This is a genomic window from Terrihabitans rhizophilus (assembly GCF_033898525.1).
GTDB lineage: Bacteria > Pseudomonadota > Alphaproteobacteria > Rhizobiales > Methylopilaceae > Flaviflagellibacter > Flaviflagellibacter rhizophilus.
The window spans coordinates 76,204-100,591 of record NZ_JAXAFJ010000001.1 but is presented as its reverse complement, the minus strand read 5'-3'; the positions used below and the strand labels follow the sequence as shown (position 1 = coordinate 100,591).

At 64.7% G+C, this 24,388-nt stretch carries 23 protein-coding genes; 17 read left to right on the top strand and 6 right to left on the bottom strand.

All coding sequences use genetic code 11. The features are described 5' to 3' along the window. Positions 1-41: 41 nt before the first annotated feature. Positions 42-2,243 (bottom strand): glycoside hydrolase family 3 N-terminal domain-containing protein, encoded by a 2,202-nt coding sequence (locus SCD90_RS00470; RefSeq protein WP_319842649.1) that lies wholly within the window; start codon positions 2,241-2,243, stop codon positions 42-44. A gap of 324 nt (positions 2,244-2,567) precedes the next feature. On the opposite strand from SCD90_RS00470, the gene SCD90_RS00465 reads away from it, so the two are divergent. The 5 genes from SCD90_RS00465 (at position 2,568) to hrpB (ending at position 7,763) form a co-directional block, all read left to right on the top strand. Next, complete coding sequence (locus SCD90_RS00465; protein WP_319842648.1) at positions 2,568-3,368, top strand: DUF72 domain-containing protein; 801 nt, start codon at positions 2,568-2,570, stop codon at positions 3,366-3,368. After that, the gene (arfB, locus tag SCD90_RS00460) at positions 3,365-3,787 is read left to right on the top strand and encodes an alternative ribosome rescue aminoacyl-tRNA hydrolase ArfB (RefSeq protein ID WP_319842647.1); all 423 of its coding nucleotides are present in this window, start codon (positions 3,365-3,367) and stop codon (positions 3,785-3,787) included. Before SCD90_RS00465 ends, arfB begins: the two co-directional genes overlap by 4 nt. A gap of 221 nt (positions 3,788-4,008) precedes the next feature. Beyond that, positions 4,009-4,860 carry a cold-shock protein gene (locus tag SCD90_RS00455; RefSeq protein ID WP_319842646.1) on the top strand — a complete coding sequence of 284 codons (852 nt, stop codon included), beginning with the start codon at positions 4,009-4,011 and terminating at the stop codon, positions 4,858-4,860. A gap of 131 nt (positions 4,861-4,991) precedes the next feature. After that, positions 4,992-5,249: a hypothetical protein gene (locus SCD90_RS00450; RefSeq protein WP_319842645.1), complete on the top strand. Its 258-nt coding sequence runs from the start codon at positions 4,992-4,994 to the stop codon at positions 5,247-5,249. Between the two features lie 42 nt (positions 5,250-5,291). Further along, positions 5,292-7,763, top strand: coding sequence for an ATP-dependent helicase HrpB (gene hrpB / locus SCD90_RS00445; RefSeq protein ID WP_319842644.1), 2,472 nt, complete (start codon positions 5,292-5,294; stop codon positions 7,761-7,763). A gap of 3 nt (positions 7,764-7,766) precedes the next feature. On the opposite strand, the gene SCD90_RS00440 is transcribed toward hrpB, so the two are convergent. Then, entirely contained in the window at positions 7,767-8,564 is a 798-nt protein-coding gene (locus tag SCD90_RS00440) for a DUF1194 domain-containing protein (protein ID WP_319842643.1), read from the bottom strand. 203 nt (positions 8,565-8,767) lie between these two features. Here SCD90_RS00440 and SCD90_RS00435 point away from each other — a divergent pair, with 203 nt between their 5' ends. Further along, positions 8,768-10,891 (top strand): putative bifunctional diguanylate cyclase/phosphodiesterase, encoded by a 2,124-nt coding sequence (locus SCD90_RS00435; RefSeq protein ID WP_319842642.1) that lies wholly within the window; start codon positions 8,768-8,770, stop codon positions 10,889-10,891. Positions 10,892-10,899: 8 nt separating this feature from the next. Here SCD90_RS00435 and SCD90_RS00430 read toward each other — a convergent pair whose 3' ends face one another. The 3 genes from SCD90_RS00430 to SCD90_RS00420 form a co-directional block, all read right to left on the bottom strand. Further along, positions 10,900-11,499 carry a TadE/TadG family type IV pilus assembly protein gene (locus SCD90_RS00430; RefSeq protein ID WP_319842641.1) on the bottom strand — a complete coding sequence of 200 codons (600 nt, stop codon included), beginning with the start codon at positions 11,497-11,499 and terminating at the stop codon, positions 10,900-10,902. Then, positions 11,499-11,948, bottom strand: coding sequence for a TadE/TadG family type IV pilus assembly protein (locus SCD90_RS00425; RefSeq protein ID WP_319842640.1), 450 nt, complete (start codon positions 11,946-11,948; stop codon positions 11,499-11,501). The genes SCD90_RS00430 and SCD90_RS00425 overlap by 1 nt, the downstream gene beginning before the upstream one ends. A 61-nt stretch (positions 11,949-12,009) precedes the next feature. Further along, the gene (locus SCD90_RS00420) at positions 12,010-12,498 is read right to left on the bottom strand and encodes a pilus assembly protein N-terminal domain-containing protein (protein WP_319842639.1); all 489 of its coding nucleotides are present in this window, start codon (positions 12,496-12,498) and stop codon (positions 12,010-12,012) included. Between the two features lie 242 nt (positions 12,499-12,740). Between SCD90_RS00420 and SCD90_RS00415 the strand changes: the two genes are divergently transcribed. The 9 genes from SCD90_RS00415 to SCD90_RS00375 all read left to right on the top strand — a co-directional run bounded on the left by SCD90_RS00415 (position 12,741) and on the right by SCD90_RS00375 (position 21,236). Then, positions 12,741-12,950 carry a Flp family type IVb pilin gene (locus SCD90_RS00415; protein ID WP_319842638.1) on the top strand — a complete coding sequence of 70 codons (210 nt, stop codon included), beginning with the start codon at positions 12,741-12,743 and terminating at the stop codon, positions 12,948-12,950. After that, entirely contained in the window at positions 12,901-13,524 is a 624-nt protein-coding gene (locus SCD90_RS00410; protein WP_319842637.1) for an A24 family peptidase, read from the top strand. The genes SCD90_RS00415 and SCD90_RS00410 overlap by 50 nt, the downstream gene beginning before the upstream one ends. 92 nt (positions 13,525-13,616) lie before the next feature. After that, a complete protein-coding gene (gene cpaB / locus SCD90_RS00405; protein WP_319842636.1) occupies positions 13,617-14,402 on the top strand; it encodes a Flp pilus assembly protein CpaB in 786 nt (261 codons plus the stop codon). After that, positions 14,392-15,843, top strand: a complete 1,452-nt coding sequence (locus tag SCD90_RS00400) for a type II and III secretion system protein family protein (RefSeq protein WP_319842635.1) — start codon at positions 14,392-14,394, stop codon at positions 15,841-15,843. Before cpaB ends, SCD90_RS00400 begins: the two co-directional genes overlap by 11 nt. 2 nt (positions 15,844-15,845) lie before the next feature. Next, positions 15,846-16,565, top strand: a complete 720-nt coding sequence (locus tag SCD90_RS00395; RefSeq protein ID WP_319842634.1) for a CpaD family pilus assembly protein — start codon at positions 15,846-15,848, stop codon at positions 16,563-16,565. 13 nt (positions 16,566-16,578) lie between these two features. Further along, positions 16,579-17,832, top strand: coding sequence for a CpaE/TadZ family protein (locus tag SCD90_RS00390; RefSeq protein WP_319842633.1), 1,254 nt, complete (start codon positions 16,579-16,581; stop codon positions 17,830-17,832). Between the two features lie 4 nt (positions 17,833-17,836). Beyond that, complete coding sequence (locus tag SCD90_RS00385; RefSeq protein ID WP_482258151.1) at positions 17,837-19,279, top strand: TadA family conjugal transfer-associated ATPase; 1,443 nt, start codon at positions 17,837-17,839, stop codon at positions 19,277-19,279. Between the two features lie 4 nt (positions 19,280-19,283). Further along, positions 19,284-20,258 carry a type II secretion system F family protein gene (locus SCD90_RS00380; RefSeq protein WP_319842632.1) on the top strand — a complete coding sequence of 325 codons (975 nt, stop codon included), beginning with the start codon at positions 19,284-19,286 and terminating at the stop codon, positions 20,256-20,258. 6 nt (positions 20,259-20,264) lie between these two features. Beyond that, positions 20,265-21,236 carry a type II secretion system F family protein gene (locus SCD90_RS00375; RefSeq protein WP_319842631.1) on the top strand — a complete coding sequence of 324 codons (972 nt, stop codon included), beginning with the start codon at positions 20,265-20,267 and terminating at the stop codon, positions 21,234-21,236. A 6-nt stretch (positions 21,237-21,242) separates the two neighbouring features. Here SCD90_RS00375 and SCD90_RS00370 read toward each other — a convergent pair whose 3' ends face one another. Beyond that, a complete protein-coding gene (locus SCD90_RS00370; RefSeq protein WP_319842630.1) occupies positions 21,243-22,022 on the bottom strand; it encodes a tetratricopeptide repeat protein in 780 nt (259 codons plus the stop codon). A 134-nt stretch (positions 22,023-22,156) separates the two neighbouring features. Here SCD90_RS00370 and SCD90_RS00365 point away from each other — a divergent pair, with 134 nt between their 5' ends. Then, positions 22,157-23,530 carry a leucyl aminopeptidase family protein gene (locus tag SCD90_RS00365; RefSeq protein ID WP_319842629.1) on the top strand — a complete coding sequence of 458 codons (1,374 nt, stop codon included), beginning with the start codon at positions 22,157-22,159 and terminating at the stop codon, positions 23,528-23,530. Next, on the top strand, positions 23,527-24,384 hold the full coding sequence (locus SCD90_RS00360; RefSeq protein ID WP_319842628.1) for a C40 family peptidase: 858 nt from the start codon (positions 23,527-23,529) through the stop codon (positions 24,382-24,384). Before SCD90_RS00365 ends, SCD90_RS00360 begins: the two co-directional genes overlap by 4 nt. Positions 24,385-24,388 lie beyond the last annotated feature (4 nt).

Sequence of the window (24,388 nt, the reverse complement as noted above, 5' to 3'; positions counted from 1 at the left end):
GAGACACAAATGCAGCGGCGACCCCTCTGGGTCGCCGCTTGCTATTCAGGCCCGCGTTCGATTCCCGAGGTCAGGCTGAACGAGCCTTCAGTTCCGGATGCAGCATCGCCGCCGACCCACAGGCGAAACTCGCCCGGCTCGACGACATAGGTCCCGCCTTCGCGGTGGAAGCCGAATTCTGCAGCAGGAACCGCCAACACGACGCGGCGTGTCTCGCCTGGCTTCAGCGCCACCTTCTGAAAAGCCTTCAGCTCGCACACGGGACGGCTCTGGCTGGCCAGAACGTCGCGCACATAAAGCTGCACGGTTTCGACCCCATCACGCTCGCCGGCATTGCGCAGGTCGACGCTGACCCGCACCTCGCCCTCGGCTGCGATCGAGGGCGTCTCGACCCGAAAGCCCGAATACTCGAAGCGCGTATAGGTCAGGCCGTGCCCGAACGGGAACTGCGGTCCGGGCGGCAGGTCGACGTATTTCAGCGTGAAACGGCTCGCCGGTCCGTATGGCCGGCCGCTCGTCAGCCCATCATAATGTACCGGAACCTGACCGACGCTGCGGGGCCATGTCACCGGCAGCCGGGCCGAGGGCGCCGAACGGCCGAAAAGCAGGTCCGCCACCGCGTTCCCACCCTCAGTGCCGGGATACCAGGCCATCAGGATCGAGGGAACACGGTCGGCAAAGCGGGAGATGTCGAGCGGCCGGCCGGCCATGATGACGAGCACAACCGGCTTTCCCGTCGCGATCAACTGGTCGAGCAGTTCGTCCTGCCGCCCCCAGAAGCCGAGCCGGGAGCGGGTAGCGCCTTCGCCCGAGAACTCGCGTGGCTCACCCAGCACGACCACGCTGACGTCCGCGTCCTGCACCGCCTCGACGGCGCCGGCGAAACCGGACGTGTCCGTGCAGGCGCGGTCGCAGCCTTCCGAGAAGGCAACATCGACTCCGCGCGTGGAGGCTTCTTTCCTGATCCCCGAGAGGATGCTGACCGCATCCTTGTCCTGCCCACGCGCTTCGTGGGGACCCAACTGCTCGCCGGCGCTCTGCGCGAGATGACCGACGACCGCGATCTTGCGGTGCTTCCCGGTGAACGGCAGCAGGCTGTTCTCGTTCCGCAACAGCACCATGCTGCGGGTCGCAGCAGCGCGCGCGGCGTCACGGAGTTCCGGCGTCAGTGCCGCCGCCTCGGAAGCGGAAGGGTCGGGCTGCGGATTGTCGAACAGCCCCCGCCTGAACTTGACGCCCAGCACGCGTCGCGCTGCATCGTCGATACGCGCTTCGGGCACTCGGCCCGCACGCACCTCGTCCAGCAGATGCGCGGCGTAGTAGCCGCTCATCATGTCCATATCCACACCGGCCAGCATGGCCTTGCGGGCCGCTTCGGCGCCATCGGCGGCGACGCCCATATGGATGAGGTCGCCGATGGACGACCAGTCCGAAACGACGAAGCCGCCGAAGCGCATTTCTCCTTTCAGCACATCCGTCAGCCGCGCCTTGTCGGCTGTGGCGGGAGTGCCGTTCAGCACCGAAAGGGCGGACATCACCGAGTCCGCGCCGGCGGCGATCCCGCTTCGGAAGGGGGGGTAGTGCAGGTTGCGCAACTCATTCGCCGGTATGGACGCAGAATCGTAGTCCCGGCCTGCCTCAACGCCGCCATAGCCCACGAAGTGCTTCAGCGTGGAGGCCATGCCTGCGGCTGAATATCCTTCGACCTGCGCCCGTGACATCTCGCGAGCCAGCAGCACATCCTCGCCGGCACCCTCGACAATGCGGCCCCAGCGGGCATCGCGCCCCATGTCGACCATGGGTGCGAAAGTCCAGTTGATGCCGGAAGCCAGGGCTTCCCGGGCGGAAAGCTCTGCCAATTGCCGGGCCAGATCCGTGTCGAAGCTGGATGCAACGGCCAGAGGCATGGGGAAGAGGGTGCGGAAGCCGTGCACCACGTCCAGACCGGTGAGCAGGGGAATGCCGAGCCGCGATGCACGGGCAATGCGCTGGATGTCGGCCACGCCCTGCGCGGTGTTGAGGCCGATGGTGGCGCCGGCACCGCCGCGGGCGACGATCTCGGGAGCATCCTTCTGGTCGACGCCGGTGATGATCAGCTGGCCGATCTTCTCCTCGAGCGTCATGCGCCCGAGCAAGTCCTCCACCCGGGAAGCGACGTTCCCGGACCGGGCATCCTGCGCAGCCGCCGACAGCGGGAGTGCACACGCGAGGATTGCGGGGATCAGCAGGCGAAAAGCGGTCATGACATGCCCCGTTTCAGCATGGGGTGCTCTTACGATGTTTCCCGCGCGACCGGGAGGCGTAAGGTGTCGCAGAATGTAGGGAGAGGGGCAGGGAGCCTCGCTAGAAAAGAAAGAGGCCGTCCGCGGGTGGCGAACGGCCCAAGTCTAGGGAGGAAACGCCCAAAGAGGGCAGCAGCAACAAGAAGTCGCTACAAGAGTTTTATACGCGCTCCGCCCCTGCGCGCTCAACGGGAGAGGTTGCAGGCTTGGCATGCGTATATTGCATACCAGATCGAGCGGACGGTCAAAGTACTGACTCAATCACATGGTGGAGCAAGGGTTCCGATGAGCCTGTATGTGGGAATTGGCGGCTGGACGTTCGAGCCTTGGCGCGGAACGTTCTTTCCCGAAGGCGTGAAGAAGGTCGATGAACTGCGCTACGCCTCGCGGCACGTCACCTCCATCGAGGTCAACGGAACCTTCTACCGCACGCAATCGCCTGCGACCTTCCGGAAGTGGTTCGATGAGACACCCGATCAGTTCGTCTTCGCCCTGAAGGCGCCGCGGTTTGCCGTGAACCGCCGCGTGCTCGCGGAAGCGGCACCATCCATCGAGACATTCGTGAACAGCGGAATCGCCGAACTCGGCCACAAGCTCGGTCCCATCCTCTGGCAGTTCGCCGCCACCAAGCGCTTCGACGCGGAGGATTTCAGCGCGTTCCTTGACCTGCTTCCGGAGAAAATTGGTAACCTGCGCCTCAGGCACGCGATAGAGCCCCGTCATGAGAGCTTTCGGGATCCCGCTGTCGTGCAGATGCTGCGCGAGCGCAACCACGCCCTGGTCTATGCCCATGCGGAAGACTATCTCGAGCTTGCCGATGTGACGGCCGACTTCGTGTACGCCCGCCTCCAGCAATGCCGCGAGGACGAGACCGCGGGCTATTCAGACGCGGAACTCGCCGGTTGGGCGGAGCGGACGCGAACCTGGCAGCGGGGCGGCCTGCCCGACGACCTTCCCGTGGTCTGCCCGCCGCCTGCCGCGGAACCCCGGGACGTCTTCGCCTACTTCATCAGCGGCGCGAAGGTACGTGCACCGATGGCCGCGCAGGCCTTGATCCGGCATCTCGACGACCGCGAGGCGCAATGATCCGGGTCACAGATCGCATCTGGATCGACGAGTCCGAGATCGAGGAAAGCTTCATCCGGTCGACGGGGCCCGGGGGGCAGAACGTCAACAAGGTCGCGACCGCGGTGCAGATTCGCTTCGATGTGCGCAATTCGGCGTCTCTCCCCGCAGCGGTGAAGGATCGGCTGGAGCGCCTCGCCGGCAGTCGCATGACACTGGACGGGGTGCTGGTGATGACCGCGCGGGCGCACAGGTCGCAGGATCGCAACCGCGAGGAGGCGCGCAGCAGGCTGGTTGAAATGGTTCGAGAGGCCGCGCTGCCGCCTCGGCCACGCGTTGCGACCCGAATTCCTTATGGGGAACGGCGGCGCCGGCGGGAGGACAAAGCCCGAAAATCGGTCACAAAGACGCTTCGAGGCGGCCCGATCGACCAATCCTGACGCAGTGAAGCGCACAGAGAGCGGTTTTTCGGCGCGCATCGCAAATTCCACTTCATCGCGGACCCTGCGAAGGTTATGTTGCATCCAGCCGTATCTGTTCAGTGATGCTTGAAGGTCGGCTGCTTGCTGAGCGCGCACCGCGAAGCAGAATATTGTTTTTGACTAGAGCGGCAGCGCGCGCGGCCGAATGACAGGGGCCCCGGGGTCGGGGTTAGGGCAGAATGGGCAGAGGTAAGGAATTCAGGCCGAAGACGCGGCGCGGTTTTGACGACGACTTCACGCCGCCAAGCGACTACGCAGCTCCTCCCCGCTCCTACGGCGGCGGCGCTGGTGGCGGCTATGGCGGCGGTGCAGGCGGCGGCTTCGGCGGCGGCGCTGGTGGCGGTGGCGGCGGCTTCGCTGGCGGCGGCTTCAACCGTTCGGCAGGTCCGGAGCCCACGGGCGATCCGGTGAACGCCACCGTGAAGTGGTTCAATGGTGAGAAGGGCTATGGCTTCGCCGAGATCTCTGATGGATCGGGCGATGCTTTCCTTCACATCGCAGCCCTGCAGGCCGTTGGCCGCGAGACGGTGCCCCCGGGCGCCACGCTCAGCGTGCAGGTCGGCCAGGGCCAGAAGGGCCGCCAGATCACCCGCGTGATCTCGGTGGACGACAGCACGGCAACGGCTGAGGCGCCGCGCCGTCCGAGCACCGGCTTCGGTGGTGGCGAGCGCTCCGGCGGTGGCTACGGCGAACGTTCCGGCGGCTACGGTGGTGAACGCTCCGGCGGTTATGGTGGTGAGCGCTCCGGCGGTTACGGCGGCGGTGGTGGTGGCGGCGGCTTCGGTGGCGGCGCACGTCGCGGACCGGAGACCGGCCCCTCGACCGAGATGAGCGGAACTGTGAAGTGGTTCAGCGTCGAGAAGGGGATGGGCTTCGTGGAGACGGGCGATGGCGGCAAGGACGTCTTCGTTCACATCTCCGCCGTGCAGCGTTCGCAGCTCGCAGGCCTCAATGAGGGCCAGAAGGTGACCATGCAGGTGGTCGAGACCCCGAAGGGTCGTCAGGCCACCTCGGTACGTAGCGACGACTGATCTTCGCACACCCAGAATGCAGAGGCCGGGCATCGCCCGGCCTTTTTTGTGCCCTGGGAAAGGGCCGAGCTAAAGGAACAGAGAACCAGAGGCTGCGTTGCTCAGGGGTAGGTCCCGAAGCGAGGTCTCTCATGACAGACACTGTCAGCGGAAGCAGGATGGATCCCCGTCCGGAAGAGCCCGAAAACCCGGACACGGACGGACCTGTCCCGCACCCCGATCATCACATCCAGATCCCGGGGGCACCGTCCACGCATCCGCCGGAACCTCCCATGGTGCCCAGCAGCGGAGCTTTCGGGACGTTCTGGAGCATGTACGGTCCCACCTCCGTCCTTGTAGCGGTCGGCTTGGCGATCGTCATCTTTGTGCTCGGCGGCATCGGCAGCTGAAGCGCCTTGCCCCACGGGGCGATCTGGGCTTCATGACCCGGCGTGAGCAGGTTCAACCACGCCCTTCCCATTGATGACGCGCTTCCACGGCTTCGGACGGTTCTGGAAGAAGGAACGCGCGCGGTACTCGTCGCATCACCGGGCGCGGGCAAGACAACACGCGTGCCGCTGGACCTTCTCGACGCATCCTGGCGCGGCGATGGCCGCATCCTCGTTCTGGAACCGCGCCGCATCGCCGCACGCGCGGCAGCCGAGCGGATGGCCTCCTCACTCGGCCAGCAGGTCGGTGGCGTCGTTGGCCTGCGCGTGAGGCTGGGCTCGAAGATTGGCCCGGCCACACGCATCGAAGTGGTCACCGAGGGCGTCTTCACCCGAATGGTGCTCGATGATCCAGAACTCGGCGGTATCGCGGCGGTGCTGTTCGACGAGTTCCACGAACGCTCGCTGGATGCAGATCTCGGACTGGCACTGGCGCTTGATGCGCAGGCCGGCTTGCGGGAGGACCTCCGGATCCTAGTCATGTCCGCGACGCTCGATGGCGCGCGCGTTGCACGGCTGCTGGATGATGCGCCGGTGGTGGAGAGCCTTGGGCGCGCCTTTACCGTCGAGACCCGATATCGCGGGCGCGATCCCGTCCTTCGTCTGGAGGAAGACGTTGCCGCCGTGGCACGGCGTGCCCTGCGTGAGGAGGAGGGCAGCGTTCTTGTGTTCCTGCCTGGGCAGGCAGAGATCCGCCGCACCGGCGCCAGACTGCGCGACGCGGTTCCTCCCGATGTCGATGTCGTGGAACTGCATGGCGGGTTGGACCCTCGCGAGCAGGACAAAGCCGTTCAGCCTGCAGCGCCGGGGCGACGCAAGGTCGTACTGGCAACATCCATCGCAGAGACCAGCCTGACGATTGAGGGCGTCCGCATCGTGGTCGATTGCGGCCTCGCCCGCGTTCCGGCGTTTGAACCCTCCACGGGATTGACCCGGCTCGAGACGGTCAGGGTTTCCCGGGCGGCGGCGGATCAGCGGCGTGGCCGTGCCGGCCGTACGGAGCCGGGCGTCTGCTACCGGATGTGGGAAGAGGCCGCGGCATCGGGGTTCCCGGCGTTCGGCACGCCGGAAATCCTGTCGGCCGACCTGACGGGACTGGTTCTGGATCTCGCCGTCTGGGGCGTGGCAGATCCCGGCTCGCTGCGGTGGCTGGATGCGCCGCCGGCACCGGCTTGGACAGAAGCCGTCAAGCTGCTCTGTCAACTTGGTGCGCTCGACGCAACCGGCCGCATAACACCTCGTGGTCGTGACATGCGGCGTCTGCCGCTACCACCTCGGCTGGCGGCCATGATCCTGGATGCGGCACGAAGGGGCATGGCCGGACGTGCCTGCGACATCGCGCTGCTCCTTGTGGAGCGCGGTCTGGGAGGCGAGGGCGCCGATATAGGCCATCGGCTTGCGGCGCTGCAGCGGGACAGTTCGCGCCGGGCGGCAGAGGGCCGCTCGCTGGCCGCCGGCTGGCGGCGAGAGGCAGACCGGGTCTGTCCGCCCCAATCGCAGGCGCAAGCGCTCTCCGACGGAGCGATCCTTTCGCTTGCCTATCCGGATCGGGTAGCCCAGGCCCGTGGTAAGACTGGTGAATTCCGGCTGGCCAGTGGCCGGGGTGCCTTGATCGATCCTGCCGAGGCGCTGGCCCGTGCACCCTTCCTGACGGTTGCCGACCTTTCTGGCGCCGCATCGTCGGCCCGCATTCGTCTGGCTGCGGAGATCGGCGAGGACGAGATCCTGACGATGTTCGCGGACATCATCAGCGCGCAGGATGAAGTGTCGTTCGATCGCGCCTCCGCCTCCGTCCGGGCCCGTTCGGTGCGGCGGCTGGGCTCGCTTGTTCTGTCCGACACCCCCCGCGCTGCACCGAGAAACGAGCAGACCGCCGAGCGGCTTGCCACCGGCATCGCTGCAATCGGGTTGGAACGGCTGCCATGGACAAGGCACCTCCTGCAATTGCGAGATCGTGTGGGCTTCCTGCGCCGGGCTCACGGGGATGGCTGGCCTGATCTGTCCGACGGCGCACTGGCAGCCTCCGTCGCGGACTGGCTTGCGCCGCAACTCGTCGGCAAAGCTGCCCTGTCGGAAATCTCCGCGCAGGATCTCGATGCCGCGCTCGGAACGCTTATACCCTACGAACTTGCCCGTCGGCTCGACGCGGAAGCGCCGACCCACATCGATGTGCCTTCGGGATCCCGGCTGGCCATCGACTATTCCGGCGAGGAGCCACTGCTTTCGGTGCGCGTGCAGGAGTTGTTCGGGCTGGACCGACATCCGGCGATCGCCGGCGGCCGCATACCCGTTGTGCTCGAGCTTCTCTCGCCCGCGCAGAGACCGGTGCAGGTGACCCGCGACCTTCCGGGTTTCTGGCGTGGCTCCTGGACCGCGGTGCGCTCGGACATGCGGGGGCGGTATCCCCGTCATCCCTGGCCCGAAGATCCGAGGCTCGCCGAAGCCACGCGCCGTGCGAAGCCAAGAGGAACCTGACCGCTACGGGGTGTCGGAACCAAAATCACCGTAACGCTCGCCCCACATGATTTCCCCGATGCTGCAATTCACCCATGCCGCTTGAACCGGGACAAGGCTCGGGGCCGGCTGACTGCCGGAAATCTCAAGCACGAGCTTGGTGCGCACCGCCTCCCCGAAGGAGGCGGCATCGCGAACCGGAACAACGAAGGCGCCCGGCCCGCCGATCACGCATGAGCGGTAGTACTCTTCCAGATCCTCCGCGCGCATGGCCATCGCGCCGCCTTCCTTCAGGGCAAGCGGCAGGCCGTTGATCGATATGCCTTGGGCAAGGACACGATCGCGGGCAGACGTTACAACCGGACCCTGATTGTTTGCGCCGTCGCCCGAGACATCGATCACCTGTCGAAGTCCGCTATGCCCGCTTCGCGTCAGAAGGTCTGCGGAAAATGTGAGCGCACCGGATATGGACGTCCGGAACGCACGCTCCGGCGTCGAGCGATCAAGGGCAGCCGCGAAGCGCCCGGCGCTTTCGGGGCCGTCGATGACCTGCCAGTCCACGATCACCGACTGATGCGCGGAGCCGGCCCACTCCACGTAAGTCAGAGCGATGCGGCCGTGGACCCCGCTCCGGATCGCATCGAGGACGGCGCGCGACGTGATGGCTTCGCGGTACCCCTCCCGCTGCAGCCGCAATTCATCCGGGTCCATGGAATAGGAGATGTCGACCGCGAGGACCAGTTCGAGATCGACCTCTTCCGCGCGCGCGGAAGGCACGAAGCCCAGGATGAACAGGCAGAGAGCCAGCGCTGACAGCCGCATCGCGTCCCCTTCCATAGGAGCGGAGCCAAGGTTGGCATCGAACAGCCGTGCCGCCAAGCGGAATACTCGTCTAATCTATCTTCCTCTGGCTCCATATTCTCCAGAAATGTACCGGATCGAGCGTTTCGACCTTGCTTGTGAAGGGGACCTAAACTTTTCTGATGGTCTATGCAGTGGCGGCGATACGGGGCACTGAGCAGGCGTTGAACCTATTTTACAGACGGATTATCCGCCGCTTTGACCTCCTGCCGATGGGGCTTGCGACGCGGTTCACGCTATTCGTCGCGCTGCTCTTGCTGAGCCTCACGCTTGTTCTTGTGTGGATCGCCAACACCCAGGCGGAGCGGTGGGCCCAGCAATCCTTCACCGCGCGTGCCGAGCACCTCTATGCAGTGGTCAACGGCATCTCCGCCGAGCGTCCGAGCCCCCAGCGCATGCTCGACCTGCAGAAGGTCCTCGATGAGGTCGCCGCGCTGGATCAGGACACGATCTACGCTTTCGTGACGCCTCTTGGCCCATCAGGCCAGCCGGCCTTCCCGGATCCCGAGACACTGTCTCAGGATCCTGCTGCCGGGAAGGCTTTGCAGACCGCTATCCGCCGGGAACTCCCGTCGATGGAGGCGGGTGAACAGATCCTTCATATCGCACTGCCGATCTACGCGCGGGGCAGCGAACCGGTCGCGGTTGCCCGCATGGGGCTGCTGAAAAGAGGCCTGGTCGATGCGATCACCGCCTCCTTCAACCGCAATGTTGCGATCGCAGTCATCTTCATGCTGTTCGCCTTGCCGCTTACAGCGACCACCATGCGCTTTGTCACAGCGCCCATCTCCCGGATGACGCAGGCCACGAAGAACGTTTCCGAAGGTAATTTCGAGCCGCCGGTCGATGAGGCACGCAATGACGAACTCGGAGAACTGTCGCGATCCTTCCAGTCCATGACGCGCAGCCTCCAGGAGAGCTTCGAGGCCGTACACCGGCTGACCTTCACCGACCCTGTCAGCGGACTTGCCAATCGCGAGCAGATGAGGCGCAGCCTTCAGTCCGTTGTCGATCGAGGCGCGGAGGCGGCCTTCGTCATTATCGAGCTTGACCGTCTGCATCATGTGCATCGGGCGCTCGGCCTCGATGTCGGGGATGATGCCGTCACCACGATCGCCGACATGCTGCGCGACCGGGAGCATTCCCTGCCGAAGGTCTCGCCGGACGCTGCCCGCAGCGTCGTGCTGGCGCGCATCGGAGAAGACCGGTTCGGCATCCTGATCGAAGGGGAGTGGATCCAGGAATCGGTAGGTCGCGAGGTCATGCATTTCCTGGATGCATTCAGCGGACCCGTTCAGGTTGGTGCCCACGCGGTCACCATCAAGGCGCATGCGGGCATCGCGTTCGTCCCGACGGATGGCGAGGACTTCTCGACCGTGCTGCGCGCGGCATCCGATGGCGCGATGGATGCCAGGGGCGCGGGCGACCGCCTGTTCGGCTTCGGCAATCGCAACATGGAAAGCTATGCCTTCCGGCGCCTGATCATCGAGCAGGAGATCCGCGTCGGGCTGGAGGCGGATCAGTTCGAGGTGTTCTACCAGCCGCAGGTCGATTTGCGGGACGGCAGCATGACGGGTGCCGAGGCTCTTGTGCGCTGGCGCCATCCGCAGCGGGGCCTTGTAGGCCCGGCGGAATTCATCGACATCGCCGAAGAGTCGGGCCTCCTCGGGGAACTGAGTACAAGGGTACTCCGCCTCGTGTGCAAGCAGGGCGCGGTGTGGGCAGGCCGAGGGATGTTCCCTCGTCTCGCCGTGAACATCTCGCCGTCGCAGAGCCGTCATCCGGAATTCGCCGCCGACACGCTGGCCATCCTCGATGCCTCGGGCTTTGCGCCGCAGCAACTGCACATCGAGATCACCGAGAATACGGCCATGACCGAGCCGCGCCAGACCGCGCGGCAACTGGCGGCACTGCGTCAGGCCGGGGTTGGCATCGCCATCGACGATTTCGGAACAGGCTTCTCGAACCTTGCCAGCCTTACGGCCATGCCGGTCGACGTTCTGAAAATCGACCGAAGCTTCGTGGCGGGTTGCGTGCGGGACGGATCCGCGCGCGTCGTGGTCGCCGCGATCATCTCCCTCGCCAAGAATCTGGGCTTCGAAACTGTGGCCGAGGGGATCGAGTCGGTCGACCAGCGCGATTACCTTGTCCAGCTCGGCTGCACCTATGGCCAGGGCTTCCTGATCTCTCGCCCGATCACCGCCATGCAGTTCGAGGAGATGTATCTTGAAGGCTCCGCCGCGACGGGCGTGAGGCAAAAGGCGGGCGGAGGCTGGCCGGCTTCCTGAAAGCAGCCTTAGAAATGACCGTCGATGTTGGTGATAGGATCCCCTTCGCCGCCTCCGATCGCGGTGCCCTGCAGCGAAAATCCCGGGATGCCGAAACTGGCCACCATGTCCGTGAAGATTGGTCGGTGTGTGTAGGTGATGCGGGTTCGCACGACGCTGTTTCTGGTCGGCACGTAATCGGCGTTAGCGGAGGCAGGGCTATTGGTGCCCTGCCGCGTCTGCCAGTCGTAGGTCCATTTGATGATGCCTGCATCATCCTCGCGGTCGATCCGGTCGATAGTGATCTCCAGAAGGCCGTCGGCGGCGTCGAGCGGAAAAAGCACGGCTTTCGCCGCGTTGATGACGCCCTCAAGGTCGTTCTTCGTGACGCCGGGTTTGTTGGTCTCAGGATTGTTCAACTGCTCAGGCGTGAGCACGTTGAAGCCGGCAACCAGCCGGTTCACGGTAGCAGCCATGGCCACCACTTTGCGCTGCGCGCTGAAGGCGCGCGTCATTTCGAAAGTTCCGAGCAGCAGGATCAGCATGACCGGAGCGATCAGCGCGAACTCGACGGCCGAGGTGCCCCGCTCATCGCGCCGGAAAGTGCCCTCCACACAGCGGGTTCTCATCAAAATATCTCGTTCTTGAACACCGCCGTGCTGACCAGCATCGATCCACTGCCAAAATCAGTGATTCCGATGCCGAACGGCCACTTGTAGGCTGCCCGCAGAACAAGGACGTCACGCGCCGCCCCGGGGTCATAGCAGGTTGCGGGAGGCTCCAGATCCGGATCGAAGCACTTGGCGTCGTAGGCAGCAGGGTTGACGTCCGCAGCATCAGCGTTCGCGCTGACCTCGATGCGCAACTCATCGCAGTTCAACATGGGTACGCCCGCACAGACGGCCGTCTTGACCTGCGCGAAGCTGGGCGCCGCATTCTGTGTTTCGCGCGCCCAGATCGATCTGGCCACGTCGGTGAGCGCCGTATCCAGGGCGCTGTTCACCAGAAGCATGAGTGACACCTGGACGATGGCGAACAGCAGGGCGAAGAACGGCAGGGCGATGAACGCGAACTCCACGGCCGTGGCGCCACGCTCATCCCGGAGGAACCGCTGATCTGCGCGCACAGCGAAGAGGAGGCTAGCGCGCGCTGGCCGTGCCATTGCGGGTGCCGATCTGTGTGTTGCTGTTGCCGAAGAATTCGGGGTTGTCGCCGAGGGTTAGGGTCTGCTCGCAACGTGGCGCGCAGATCCAGGTCTCCCGCAAGGTGCCGCGCATCACTGTGACAGTGGGCGTGGCCGGCTGCTCGACGCGCACCAGCGTCTCGCCAAGCGGACGTCCGTCTGCGTCAAGTGCGATGATGTTGGTCATCCCATAGCTTTTCCCGGTAAGCACCATGAGGTTATCGCCCGACCGGGGCAGAACGGCGTCGGCTATGGCCGGATTTCCGATGACAAGAGTGGTTGTGCCGTCCGGAGCCCACGCCGTGCTCGCGATGTCGAGCGCGATCACTTTGTGTTTGATGGACGAGGGGCCGAACGCCTCCAGCGCCTCCTGCGCAGACGCCGCCGAGCAGCACAGAGCGGCCGCGACGGTGGTCACATGAGCCAGAGAACGAGCCGAAATCATGCCTGCACCCAATAAAGACGTGTGCATACGGGTACACGGTGGAAGTTAAGGAAGTGGTAAGAAGTCCGGGTGGATGCCCGGGTTACCATTTGTTTAGCATCACCTTCGACTACTTCCACGAAGCTTGCAATCGACCTGCCCAGTTAAGGTATTCGCAAGACGGGCCCCGTAGGTTCACATCAACTTTCAAGCGGGACTAAGCCCTCTTGAAAGGCCTCCCCAGAGGACCCTTGGAGTTGAACATGACCCTCTTTTCGCGTTTCAAGAAGAATGAATCCGGCGCCACCGCCATCGAATACGCCCTGATTGCCGCCATTGTCGGCATCGGCCTGATCGCAATAATGGGCACGCTCGTTGGCAATCTCGAAACCGGCTTCGGCAATCTCGGCGGGCAGATCGCGAATGTTCCCGCGCCGGGCGGCACGGGCGGCACGGGCGGCACGAACCAGTGATGGCCTGATCGGGTTCACTCAAGAGAAGCCGCCTGCGGGCGGCTTCTTTTTGTCTATTGGGCCAATGCTTATAGCTTTGCTTCTGATATCGGTCTTTCCGCTGCTAATGATCTGGGCAGGGGCTTCCGACGTCGTAAGTCTCACGATCCCGAATGCTCTGAACGCCACGATCCTGATCGTGTTCGTCGTTGTCGCTCCTTTTGTCGGCATCATGGGACCACTACTTGGTTGGCATCTTGCTGCGGGCGGTGGAGTGCTGCTTCTCTGCTTTGGTCTGTTCGCCTTGAATGTCATCGGAGGTGGGGACGCCAAGATGGCGGGAGCAGTGGCGCTCTGGCTGGGACCCACTCTCCTTCTGGACTGGCTGCTCTGGACCGCCGTCCTCGGCGGAGTGCTCGCTCTGCTAATCCTGCTCGTCAGGTCAGTGCGTCTTCCCCAGTCTTCGCCGATATGGCTCGCCCGCCTGCACGACAAGAAGAACGGCCTTCCCTACGGCGTAGCCATCGGCGGCGCAGCGCTTCTGGTCTATCCGCACAGCTCCATTTTCGACGCAATCATGAAGATTTACCCATGACCGCACACGGTCTCTTAACCATACATTGACCTTTGCTGGGCCAAGCTCAGGTGCCGACTTCCCAAGCCCGGATCGGCACCGAGGTAATCTGAATGAGTTTGGCCCGCATCCTTGTCCTGATCGTTGCGCTGCTCGCCGGCGGCGCTGCGGCTTGGCTGGTTAGCAGGCCCCCGGCGCCCACGCAGACCGTGGTCACTCCATCTAGGCCGCAGACGGAGGTTCTTGTCGCCGCCAAAGCCATCGCGCTTGGTCAGGTGGCAAAAACCGAGGATCTCGCCTGGCGCGCGTGGCCTATCGACGGAGCGGGCGGCCTCGTTACCCGGGAGGCAACTCCCAAGGCCCTCGAAGAACATGCCGGGCGCATTGCGCGTGCCTCCATCTCCGTAGGCGAGCCGATCACGGCCGGGAAGCTCCTGCCGCGCGACGGTAGCGGCATCGTCTCGGTGATCCTTCCCGCGGGGATGCGGGCGGTTGCCCTGGAAGTGTCCGCCGAATCGGGTGCCGGTGGCTTCATCCTTCCCAATGATCGCGTGGACGTCCTGCTGACGCGCCAGGTTGCAGCCGGAAACGGGGTGCCGGAAAGCGTGCAGACGAGCACCATCCTCAGCAATGTGCGTGTGCTGGCAATCGATCAGGCCATCAAGGAACAGGACGGCGCAAAGGCCGTCGTCGGTCGAACCGCCACGCTCGAGCTCAAGCCCGAACAGGCGCAGAAACTGACCGCGTCGCGAAAGCAGGGCGGTATTTCGCTGGTTCTGCGGGCGCTTGCCGATATTGGCTCAGGCGAGCCGGAGACCAATTCGGCGGTAGCCGAGCCTCCGAAGCAGGGGCCTGGCAGCATGAACATCATCCGGTTCGGAGTTCAAAATGCGCTTTAGGTTCCGCGAGGCGGCCCGGGTTGCGATCCGGCGCATCATCGCGGCCGCCGCGATCGCTTCATTGATCCCGCCCGCTTTCGCCGCAGACAAGGGCGCCTACGCCTACAGCTATGTCTCGGCTGCCGAGACGATCCAGCTCGGTGTCGGCAAGACTTACCTGGTGGACCTGCCGCAGGATGCAGACGAAGTGCTGGTCGCGGATCCAAAGGTGGCAAATGCGGTCGTTCGCTCCGCAAGGAAGGCCTATCTCATCGGGATGGCGCTCGGCGAGACGGATATCGTCTTCTTCGACGCGGCAGGGCAGACGATCCGCCGGCTTGCCGTTTCGGTGGGGCGCGACATGACGGCAGTCCGCACGAGCCTCTCAACCTCCTTGCCTCATGCCAGGCTCACCGTCCGCCCCGTCGGCGACTCGGTGATCGTAGCAGGCTCCGTCCGCTCTGCGGCCGACGCTCAGACGGCCGTCGACATCGCGTCCAATTATGCGGGTGCCGCCAAGGTCATCAACGCCATCAAGATCGAGGATCGCGAGCAGGTCCTGCTCAAGGTCAGCGTCGTCGAAATGCAGCGCAATGTTGCGAAGCAGTTCGGCGTGCAGTGGGACATCCAGAGTTACGGAAAAACAGGGCTCGCCTTTGGGTCGAACCCTGCTGCCCCATTCGGAGGCGGAGGCGGTACGCTGCTGACCGAGGTGCCGGGCCAGGTTCTTGCGGACCCCGAATACAATGCGGCCGGGAACGGCATCGGCATCCTACACACTTGGGGTGCCGGCGCGCTGCTCGCCAATATCGAGGCGCTGGAGTCGAACAACCTGCTCCGCACATTGGCAGAGCCGACGCTCACGGCGATCTCGGGCGAGAAAGCCGACTTTCTGGCCGGCGGCGAGTTTCCCATCCCGATCCGGGATGAGGACGGCATCGTCATCGAATACAAGAAATATGGCGTGAGCCTAGCCTTCACGCCCATCGTTCTCTCCGACGGTCGCATCAGCCTGCAGATCGGCACCGAGGTCAGCGAGCCCAGCTCTGTCGGAACCATTGTTGCGGGTGGCTTCGCGGTCAGCGGCCTGACGGTCCGGCGCGCGAATACCACGGTCGAACTGCCCTCGGGAGGCTCGATCGCGATGGCTGGCCTTCTTCAGGACAGCTCACGCCAGGGCTTCAACGGCCTGCCAGGCCTCATAAACCTGCCGGTCCTCGGCGCCTTGTTCCGCAGCCGGGAATACCAGCGCGGGCAGACTGAATTGGTGGTGCTGGTGACGCCTTACCTTGCGAAATCCGTGCAGGAGAAGAAGCTGGCGACGCCGGACAAGGGCTACAGCACCCCGACGGACGCCGAAACCATCCTGCTTGGTCGCCTCAACAAGGTGCACCCGAAGGCAAAGAGCAAGACGGTTGAGGTGAAGGCATATCGCGGCCCCATCGGGCACATCGTGGAGTGAACATGCGCCGCGTTCAGAGCCACGGACTTCGCTGGGCTGCCTTGCTCGTTACCGCCGTCATGATCTCGGCGTGCAACGCGGAGCGTGGCGACATCACGGCATCCATTCCCGACAATGCGCAGGCGCGGCATCCCATCCTCGTCACGCGCGGCATGGCCACATTGGACCTCTTGCCGGGCGGAGGCCCGGGCGGGCTGACCAACCGTCAGGTTACGGACATCGGGGCTTTCGCCGCCGGATGGACAGCAAACGGCCGCGGCGGCTTCACGATCGAGGTTCCCTCTGGCGCCGGTCCGATCACGGACAAGCAGTCGGCGCATGTGGTGAAGGAGATCCGGGCCATCGCACTTGGCGCAGGCGTGCCGCTGCGCGCGATGACCGAGACGCGCTATCCTGCGGACGGGCCCGGCCACCTCGCGCCAGTGCGCCTGTCCTATTCTGTCCTCGAAGCTCGTCTGCCGCACGAATGCGATCAGGCGCGCGATGATGCAGGCTTCAGCAATCCCAAGACGTCCAACGAGAACAGGCAGAACTGGAACTTCGGCTGCGCCTATCAGCAGAACCTCGCGGCCATGGTTGCCGATCCGGAGGATCTGATCCGGCCGCGTGCAGAGGATCCGCCAAGCGCAAATCGCCGTGCCAACGTGATCAGCAAGTACAGGACGGGAGTGGCTGCGCCTGCGGCGCAGACAAGCGTCGTCCTCAGTACGTCGGACGAATGAAGCTGGGCCCGCGATGACACGGACTTTGACAACCGACAGCCACGACGTCGATGGAGCCCTGATCGCTCCGCTGCCGCGCATTTCCATACAAGCTTTCTGCGCAACGGCGGAGATCGCCGAGACGGTGAAGAGCGCTGCGGCGGATCGGCGTGTCGAGAAAGCCCATGTGAAGGTGCACACGGGGGGCGTTGCCGCCGCCATAGAGATCTATCGCACCGCGCCGACGCCGAATGTCATTCTTGTCGAGCTCACCGGCACGCGCGAGGAAATCGTCGCGGACCTCGAGCGGCTTGCCGAAGTCTGCGAGGCCTCCACGAAGGTTTTCGTCGTCGGGCACGTCAACGATGTGCTGCTCTACCGCGATCTGATGCGCCGTGGGGTCCAGGAATACCTGGTCGCGCCTGTCGCGCCGCTGGACCTGGTTCGCACATGGTCCGAGCTTTATCGTGCGCCCGATGCGAGCCCGGTCGGCAAGACGCTTGCGTTCGTCGGCGCCAAAGGTGGCGTGGGTGCATCGACGGTTTCACACAATGTAGCGTGGGCCATCGCGCGCGGCCTGCAACTCGAAACGGTGGTTGTCGATCTTGATCTTGCCTTCGGCACCGCCGGCCTGGACTTCAATCAGGATCCGCCGCAGGGCATAGCCGAAGCGGTGTTCGCCCCCGACCGCCTGGACTCGGCCCTGATCGAGCGCCTGCTGGCAAAGTGCGCCGACAATCTGAGCCTGCTGGCCGCACCTGCAACGCTCGACCGTGCCTATGACTTCGCGGCGGAGGCGTTCGACCCAATCTACGATCTGCTTCGCGCCAATGTGCCGTTCGTGGTGCTGGACGTGCCGCATCTGTGGACGTCCTGGTCTCGGCGCGCGGTGCTGGCCGCGGACGAGATCGTCATCGTCGCCACGCCCGATCTCGCAAATCTACGCAACGCGAAGAATCTGGTCGACCTCGCCCGCGCGCAGCGCCCGCACGATGCGCCGCCGCGGCTTGTGCTGAACATGGCAGCCGTGCCGAAGCGGCCGGAAATCAAGGTCGCGGAGTTCTCCCGCGCCCTGGATGTCGAACCGATCGCGATCATACCCTTCGAACCGCAGCTGTTCGGCACCGCTGCCAATAACGGCCAGATGATCGCGGAGATCTCGGCCACGCATAAGGTCAATGATCTTTTCCTGGAGATCGCGCGTTCGGTAACCGGACGTCAGGAAGCGCGGGTGCACAAGAGAACCTTGCTCGATCCGCTGATGGCGAGATTGCTGAAGAGGGCCTGAACCCGTGGCGGTGATGTTCGGAAAGCGCAGCAGCACGGCAGGCGAGCTTGTTCCCGCCGCTCAGCCGACCGCGGGTGCGCAGAACGCTCCTGCTGCCAAGCCCCAGGCAAATGTTCAGTCGATGCAGGCTGCCCGGACGCCGCCGAAGCAGGATCCGCGTCGCCCCGACACCTACTACGAGACGAAAAGCGCGATCTTCTCCGCGCTGATCGACGCGATCGATCTGGCGCAGCTTGCGCGTCTCGATTCCGAGAGCGCGCGCGAGGAAATCCGCGACATCGTCAACGAGATCATCTCGTTGAAGAACCTCGTGATGTCGATCGCCGAGCAGGAGGAACTGCTCGACGACATCTGCAACGATGTCCTTGGCTATGGTCCCTTGGAGCCTTTGCTGGCGCGGGACGATATCTCCGACATCATGGTCAACGGTGCCAACGCCACCTTTATTGAGGTGGGAGGCAAGATCCAGCTGACCAATGTCCGCTTCCGGGACAATTCCCAGCTGTTGAACATCTGCCAGCGCATTGTCAGTCAGGTCGGGCGGCGGGTCGATGAATCGAGTCCGATCTGTGACGCCCGTCTCCCGGACGGATCGCGCGTCAACGTCATCGCTCCGCCGCTGGCGCTCGACGGCCCCACCCTTACGATCCGCAAGTTCAAGAAGGACAAGTTGACCCTCGACCAGCTGGTCCGCTTCGGCACCATCACGGCGGAGGGCGCCGAGATCCTTCGGATCATCGGCCGCGCCCGTTGCAATGTTGTGGTCTCGGGGGGCACCGGATCCGGCAAGACCACGCTGTTGAACTGTCTGACGCGCGCGATCGATGAGGATGAGCGGATCATCACCTGCGAGGACGCCGCCGAACTCCAGCTTCAGCAGCCCCATGTGGTGCGCCTCGAAAGCCGGCCGCCCAATCTTGAGGGCGAGGGCCAGATCACCATGCGCGATCTCGTCAAGAACTGTCTGCGCATGCGGCCCGAACGCATCATCGTGGGCGAGGTGCGCGGTCCCGAGGCCTTCGATCTGCTGCAGGCCATGAACACCGGCCATGATGGTTCCATGGGAACCTTGCACGCAAACTCTCCACGCGAGGCGATCTCCCGCATCGAGAGCATGATCTCGATGGGCGGCTTTACGCTGCCTCCGCGCACCATCCGCGACATGATCGTGACCTCCGTAGACGTCATCGTGCAGACCCAGCGGCTTCGGGACGGTTCGCGCCGCATCACCCACATCACCGAGGTCATCGGAATGGAGGGTGATGTGGTGACGACACAGGACATCTTCCTGTTCGACATTTCGGGCGAAGACGCCAACGGCCGCATCATCGGCAAGCATCGCTCCACCGGCATCGGCCGGCCGCGGTTTTGGGACCGCGCGCGCTACTACGGCGAGGAGCGCAACCTGGCGGCGGCACTCGACGCCGCCGAAGTCGCCGGCGCCTAGGGCCATGGAGCCGCAGCAGATCATCATCATTGCGCTCGCAGCCATCGCGGCAGCGGCGCTGGCGTTCATCTTCGCGGTCCCGTCGCAGAGCCGCGCCGACAAGCGCCACAAGGCCGTTCGCGGAAGTCGCGTCGTCGATCGCGTTGTCGCCAATGCCGCTCGCGACGCCACGGCCCGCAGAAACCAGGTCTCCGAAAGCCTCAAGGAGCTTGAGAAACGGGGCTCGAACAGCAGGAAAATTGCGCTGTCGGTGAGGCTGGAGCGCGCGGGCCTCGATTGGAACGTTCGCCGGTTCTATGGCCTGAGCCTCATCAGCGGCATGCTGTTCGGATTGGTTGGTTTCGTTTCAACGGGGCTTCCCGTGGTGGGGCTTCTCGCCGCCTTCGCCGGCGGACTGGGCCTGCCGCGCTGGGTTCTCGGCTACCGCACCAAGCGGCGGCAGAACCGCTTCATCAAGGAATTCCCGAACGCGATCGATCTGATCGTGCGCGGTGTGAGGTCCGGGCTGCCTCTGGGAGACTGCATTCGCATGGTCGCCGGCGAAGCCCAGGAGCCGGTGCGCAGCGAGTTCCGGGCAGTGGTGGAGGTTCAGGCCGTCGGTGTCCCGTTGGGAGAGGCTGTCGAGCGCCTTTACCAGAGGACCGGAGTGGCGGAAGCCAACTTTTTCGGCATCGTTCTGGCGATTCAGGGGCAGGCGGGCGGCAATCTCTCCGAGGCACTCAGCAATCTTGCCCGCGTGCTGCGCGAGCGCGCCAAGATGAAGGGGAAGATCCAGGCCATGAGCATGGAGGCGAAATCCTCGGCCGGCATCATCGGATCTCTTCCCATCCTAGTGGGCGGAGGCGTCTACTTCATGACTCCCGACTACCTTGAGCCGCTGTGGACGACCAGCATGGGCCTGGTAATGCTCTGCGCAGCCGGCTTCTGGATGATGTGCGGCATCCTGATCATGCGCCGCATGATCAATTTCGACTTCTGAGCCGCTATGGACATCGTCGACCAACTCGCAAATCCAAACGTGGTGGCCATGCTGCTGGCCGGGCTCGCCGCAGCCATGACAGTGTTCACGCTGGCCGGGGCGTTCGTTGGCGGCGATCAATTGTCGAAGCGCATGCGATCGGCGGCGCTGGAACGCGACGTGATCCGTGCGCGGGAACGTGAAAAACTGGCGCGGAAGCCACACAGCAGCCTGCGGCGCGAGCCGAAGGCTTTCATGAAGACCGTGGTCGAGCAGTTCGATCTAGCGAAGCATCTCAGCACGGACGACATCAAGGAAAAGCTCGCCATGGCGGGCTACCGTGGCCAGAGCCCTGTCGTCGTCTTCCTGTTCTTCCGCCTCGTCACGCCACTCATCATGTGCTCGGCCGCGCTGTTCTACGTGTTCTTCCTGGGCCTGCAGGAACAACCGCTGGTGATGAAGCTGGGCGTGGTGCTTGCCGCGGCCTATCTCGGCATCAAGGCTCCCGAGCTGTACATCAGCAACATCATCAAGAAACGGCAGACCTCGATCCGCCGGGTCTTTCCCGATGCCCTTGACCTGCTCCTCATCTGCGTCGAGTCCGGCATGTCCGTCGAGGCCGCGTTTCGCAAGGTCAGTCAGGAGATCGGCGAGCAGTCCGTTCCCATGGCAGAGGAACTTGTGCTGACAGGCGCCGAGATGTCCTATCTTCAGGATCGCCGGCTTGCCTATGAAAACCTAGGCGCCAGAACGGGCCTCGATGGGGTGAAGGCGGTGGTCGGTGCCCTGATCCAGGCCGAACGCTACGGCACGCCGCTTTCGCAGGCACTGCGCGTCATGGCACAGGAAAACCGCGACGCCCGCATGAACGAGGCGGAGAAGAAGGCAGGCGCGCTGCCGCCCAAGCTCACGATACCGATGATCGTATTCTTCCTGCCGGTGCTGTTCGTGGTGATCCTCGGTCCGGCCGGGATCCAGATCATGGCGATGATGAAATAGGTCCGTCTATCGGCGCAGCGACAGGCCGGACAGCCCCTCGTCATCATCTTCCACGGCGTTCGCTGCGGCTGGCGCAGCCGCTGCCTTCACCGGCTTCGGTTCGGTGGAGGCACCTTTCCACAGGCGCATATTGGCCGCGACCTCTTCAGCCGAGAGGTCCTTCAGCGCCATCGCTTCGGCTTCCGGATAACGCCCCTGCAGGGCGAGGACGAGGGCCAGGTTCTGGCGCGTCTTGGGTGTAGCACCCGGAGCATCCACGGCTTGCCGAAGTGCCTTTTCCGCTTCCGGCAGCTTTCGGGCCAGAGCGTAGGAGAGGCCGAGATTGGTCAGCACGCTCGCTTCGCCGGGAGCGAGGGCAAGGGCGGCGCCGTAGCGCTGCTGGGCCTCGTCCATGCGGCCGAGCGTGTCGAGCAGAGCGCCCTCGATGTTCAGCAGCTTCCAGTCCGGACGTGCTGGATCGTGCGCGCGGCGGATGGCTGCCAAGGCTTCCTCGGAACGCCCGCCGGCGGCCAGCGCGCGGCCATAGGCGGCGACCACACCCTTCGAGGCACCGGGCTTGGATGCCGGTCCGGCGAGAAGGGAGATTGCCTCGGCATCACGGCCACCGCTTCTCAGAGCGGCAGCCTGGTTGAGAAGCGGGGCGTCCGCTGCCGTGCTCGCGGCTTGCAGGTTCCCGAGCGAGCCCGTGATCAGCGGATCGCCCTTGCTGGCGCATGCGGCAGCGAGCAGCGGCACGAGCACCGAAGCAACCAGTGCGCGTGAGAACCGGACACCTGAAACGGCCATGCGTCTCTTCAACCCAAAGCTATGATCCCGGTTGAAAGGTGCGCCGTTAACCTTAACCCCGCGTAAACACTCGTCTCAGGACGTGCGAGATGTGCACTGAGGGGCTACAAAGCGTGATCAATTCGAGGATGACCATGCACGCGGCTCTTCTGCCTGCCGACACGCCTTTCTCTGTTCCCGTCTGGCTCCATGCGCGCGGCACCGAGCCGGAATGGCTCCCGGAGCCGGCGCGTCGCTGGATCGCCGCCACCGGCTTCGATGCCGCGCCGGGCAAGGTGCTCCCGGTGCCGGGAGAGGGTGGTGTGCTCGCCGGGGTGGTTTTTGGCGTCGAGCAGGACCGGCGGAAGTCCGACCCCTTCATTACAGCCAATCTGGCGCGCGACCTTCCGGCAGGCGTCTACCGTATCGAGGGCACGATAGACGAACCGGCTTTGGCGGTTCTCGGCTTCCTGCTGGGCCGCTACAGGTTCGACAGGTACCGCAAGAGCGAACCAGCCGATGTCCGCCTTGTGTTGCCGCGTGGTGTCGACGGCACCGAAATCAGCGGTCTGACCGAGGGCGTGGGGCTCGCCCGTGATCTGGTGAACACGCCCTCCAACGAGATGGGACCAGACGAACTGGAGGGCGCGGCGCGCAACCTGGCCGAACGCCACGGTGCACGGTTCTCCTCCGTATCCGGAGCGGAACTGGAGAGCGGGTTTCCGCTGATCCATGCCGTCGGCTGCTCCAGCCCACGCCGCCCACGCCTGCTCGATCTCGCATGGGGCGATCAATCTCACCCGAGGGTGACCGTGGTTGGGAAAGGCGTCTGCTTCGACACCGGCGGCCTCGACATAAAGCCGAGCTCCGCCATGCTGATCATGAAGAAGGATATGGGCGGTGCGGCGAACGCGCTTGGGCTGGCGCATATGATTATGCACGCTGGCCTGCCGGTACGGCTGCGCGTCCTGATCCCCGCGGTGGAGAACGCCGTTTCGGGGGAAAGCTTCCGGCCAGGGGACGTCTATCGCAGCCGCAAGGGGCCCACGGTCGAGATCGGCAACACCGACGCGGAAGGCCGCCTCGTTCTCGCGGATGCACTTGCGCTGGCCGACGAGGAAGCGCCCGAGCTTCTGATCGACCTCGCGACTCTCACCGGCGCAGCGCGCGTCGCGCTCGGGCCGGCTCTTCCCCCCGTCTTCACCGACGACGACGCCCTTGCGGAGGACCTCGTGCGGCTGGGCGCACGCGAGCATGATCCTGTCTGGCGCCTGCCGTTCTGGAACGGATATGAGCGCATGCTGGACTCGAAGATCGCCGATCTCAACAACGCACCGGCGGGTGGGCATGCCGGTGCGATCACGGCGGCGCTCTTCCTCCGGCGTTTCGTGGAGAGGGCGAAGTCCTACGCTCATCTCGACATTTTCGCCTGGACGCCGCAGGCCCGCCCCGGCCGCCCTGAAGGCGGGGAGGCCCATGCCATTCGCGCCATCTACGCCTTGCTGAAGGAGCGTTACCCCCGGCCATGACCAGCATGGATCCCCGCCTCACGCCTGCGCGTCCCGATCTCGCCGCAGAGCACCTGCGCGGCACGGTGGAAGCCGAGCGCTACGTTCCTGCTCTCGGCATGAGCGTGTCTGTCGGCTCGGCTCCGTTGCGGCGGGAGCCGCGCGAGGATGCGCCGCTCCTGACCGAAGCTCTCTTCGGTGAACCGGTGGCCGTCTACGATCTTGCGGAAGGCTGGGCATGGGTCCAGCTGGAAACGGACCTCTATGTTGGCTGGATACCCGAATGGGCGCTCGGGCCTGCCTTGGAGCCGACGCATCGTCTCTCTGCCCTGCGCAGCTTCGTGTTCCCCGGCCCCAGCATCAAGCTGCCTCCGCTGGATGTGTTGAGCATGGGCAGCCGCCTCGCCGTGGAAGGCGAGGACGGCATGTTCGCGGTTCTAGCCGGCGGCGGATACGCGGTCGCCCGGCATCTGTCGGCCATCGACACGGCCGAGCAGGATTTCGTGGCGGTGGCCGAGCGGTTCCTTGGCACCCCATATCTCTGGGGCGGCAAGACCAGCATCGGACTGGATTGCTCAGGGCTTGTGCAGGTGGCGCTGGACGCCGCTGGCATGGATGCACCGAGGGACAGCGACATGCAGGAGGCAGCGCTCGGCGACGCCGTGCCCTTCACCGGAGCGGCGGCGCTGCAGCGCGGAGATCTGGTGTTCTGGAAGGGGCATGTCGCCATCGCGCGCGGAGACGGCAGCCTGATCCATGCCAACGGCTTCCACATGGAGGTCGCGGTTGAGGATGCGGCGGCAGCGATAGAGCGCATTGCCGCCGGCGGCGACGGGGTCCGCACGGTGCGGAGGCTACCGCCGATCCTGCTCTGAACCG

What these genes read in the sequence shown, in the direction of transcription:
- SCD90_RS00465 (WP_319842648.1), top strand. Translation starts at nt 2,568, where the DNA reads ATGAGCCTGTATGTGGGAATTGGCGGCTGGACGTTCGAGCCTTGGCGC.
- SCD90_RS00450 (WP_319842645.1), top strand. Translation starts at nt 4,992, where the DNA reads ATGACAGACACTGTCAGCGGAAGCAGGATGGATCCCCGTCCGGAAGAG.
- cpaB (WP_319842636.1), top strand. Translation starts at nt 13,617, where the DNA reads ATGAGTTTGGCCCGCATCCTTGTCCTGATCGTTGCGCTGCTCGCCGGC.
- arfB (WP_319842647.1), top strand. Translation starts at nt 3,365, where the DNA reads ATGATCCGGGTCACAGATCGCATCTGGATCGACGAGTCCGAGATCGAG.
- SCD90_RS00400 (WP_319842635.1), top strand. Translation starts at nt 14,392, where the DNA reads ATGCGCTTTAGGTTCCGCGAGGCGGCCCGGGTTGCGATCCGGCGCATC.
- SCD90_RS00370 (WP_319842630.1), bottom strand. Translation starts at nt 22,022, where the DNA reads ATGGCCGTTTCAGGTGTCCGGTTCTCACGCGCACTGGTTGCTTCGGTG.
- SCD90_RS00410 (WP_319842637.1), top strand. Translation starts at nt 12,901, where the DNA reads ATGTTCCCGCGCCGGGCGGCACGGGCGGCACGGGCGGCACGAACCAGT.
- SCD90_RS00420 (WP_319842639.1), bottom strand. Translation starts at nt 12,498, where the DNA reads ATGATTTCGGCTCGTTCTCTGGCTCATGTGACCACCGTCGCGGCCGCT.
- SCD90_RS00455 (WP_319842646.1), top strand. Translation starts at nt 4,009, where the DNA reads ATGGGCAGAGGTAAGGAATTCAGGCCGAAGACGCGGCGCGGTTTTGAC.
- SCD90_RS00390 (WP_319842633.1), top strand. Translation starts at nt 16,579, where the DNA reads ATGACACGGACTTTGACAACCGACAGCCACGACGTCGATGGAGCCCTG.
- SCD90_RS00415 (WP_319842638.1), top strand. Translation starts at nt 12,741, where the DNA reads ATGACCCTCTTTTCGCGTTTCAAGAAGAATGAATCCGGCGCCACCGCC.
- SCD90_RS00375 (WP_319842631.1), top strand. Translation starts at nt 20,265, where the DNA reads ATGGACATCGTCGACCAACTCGCAAATCCAAACGTGGTGGCCATGCTG.
- SCD90_RS00430 (WP_319842641.1), bottom strand. Translation starts at nt 11,499, where the DNA reads ATGAGAACCCGCTGTGTGGAGGGCACTTTCCGGCGCGATGAGCGGGGC.
- SCD90_RS00360 (WP_319842628.1), top strand. Translation starts at nt 23,527, where the DNA reads ATGACCAGCATGGATCCCCGCCTCACGCCTGCGCGTCCCGATCTCGCC.
- SCD90_RS00440 (WP_319842643.1), bottom strand. Translation starts at nt 8,564, where the DNA reads ATGCGGCTGTCAGCGCTGGCTCTCTGCCTGTTCATCCTGGGCTTCGTG.
- SCD90_RS00395 (WP_319842634.1), top strand. Translation starts at nt 15,846, where the DNA reads ATGCGCCGCGTTCAGAGCCACGGACTTCGCTGGGCTGCCTTGCTCGTT.
- SCD90_RS00470 (WP_319842649.1), bottom strand. Translation starts at nt 2,243, where the DNA reads ATGACCGCTTTTCGCCTGCTGATCCCCGCAATCCTCGCGTGTGCACTC.
- SCD90_RS00365 (WP_319842629.1), top strand. Translation starts at nt 22,157, where the DNA reads ATGCACGCGGCTCTTCTGCCTGCCGACACGCCTTTCTCTGTTCCCGTC.
- SCD90_RS00380 (WP_319842632.1), top strand. Translation starts at nt 19,284, where the DNA reads ATGGAGCCGCAGCAGATCATCATCATTGCGCTCGCAGCCATCGCGGCA.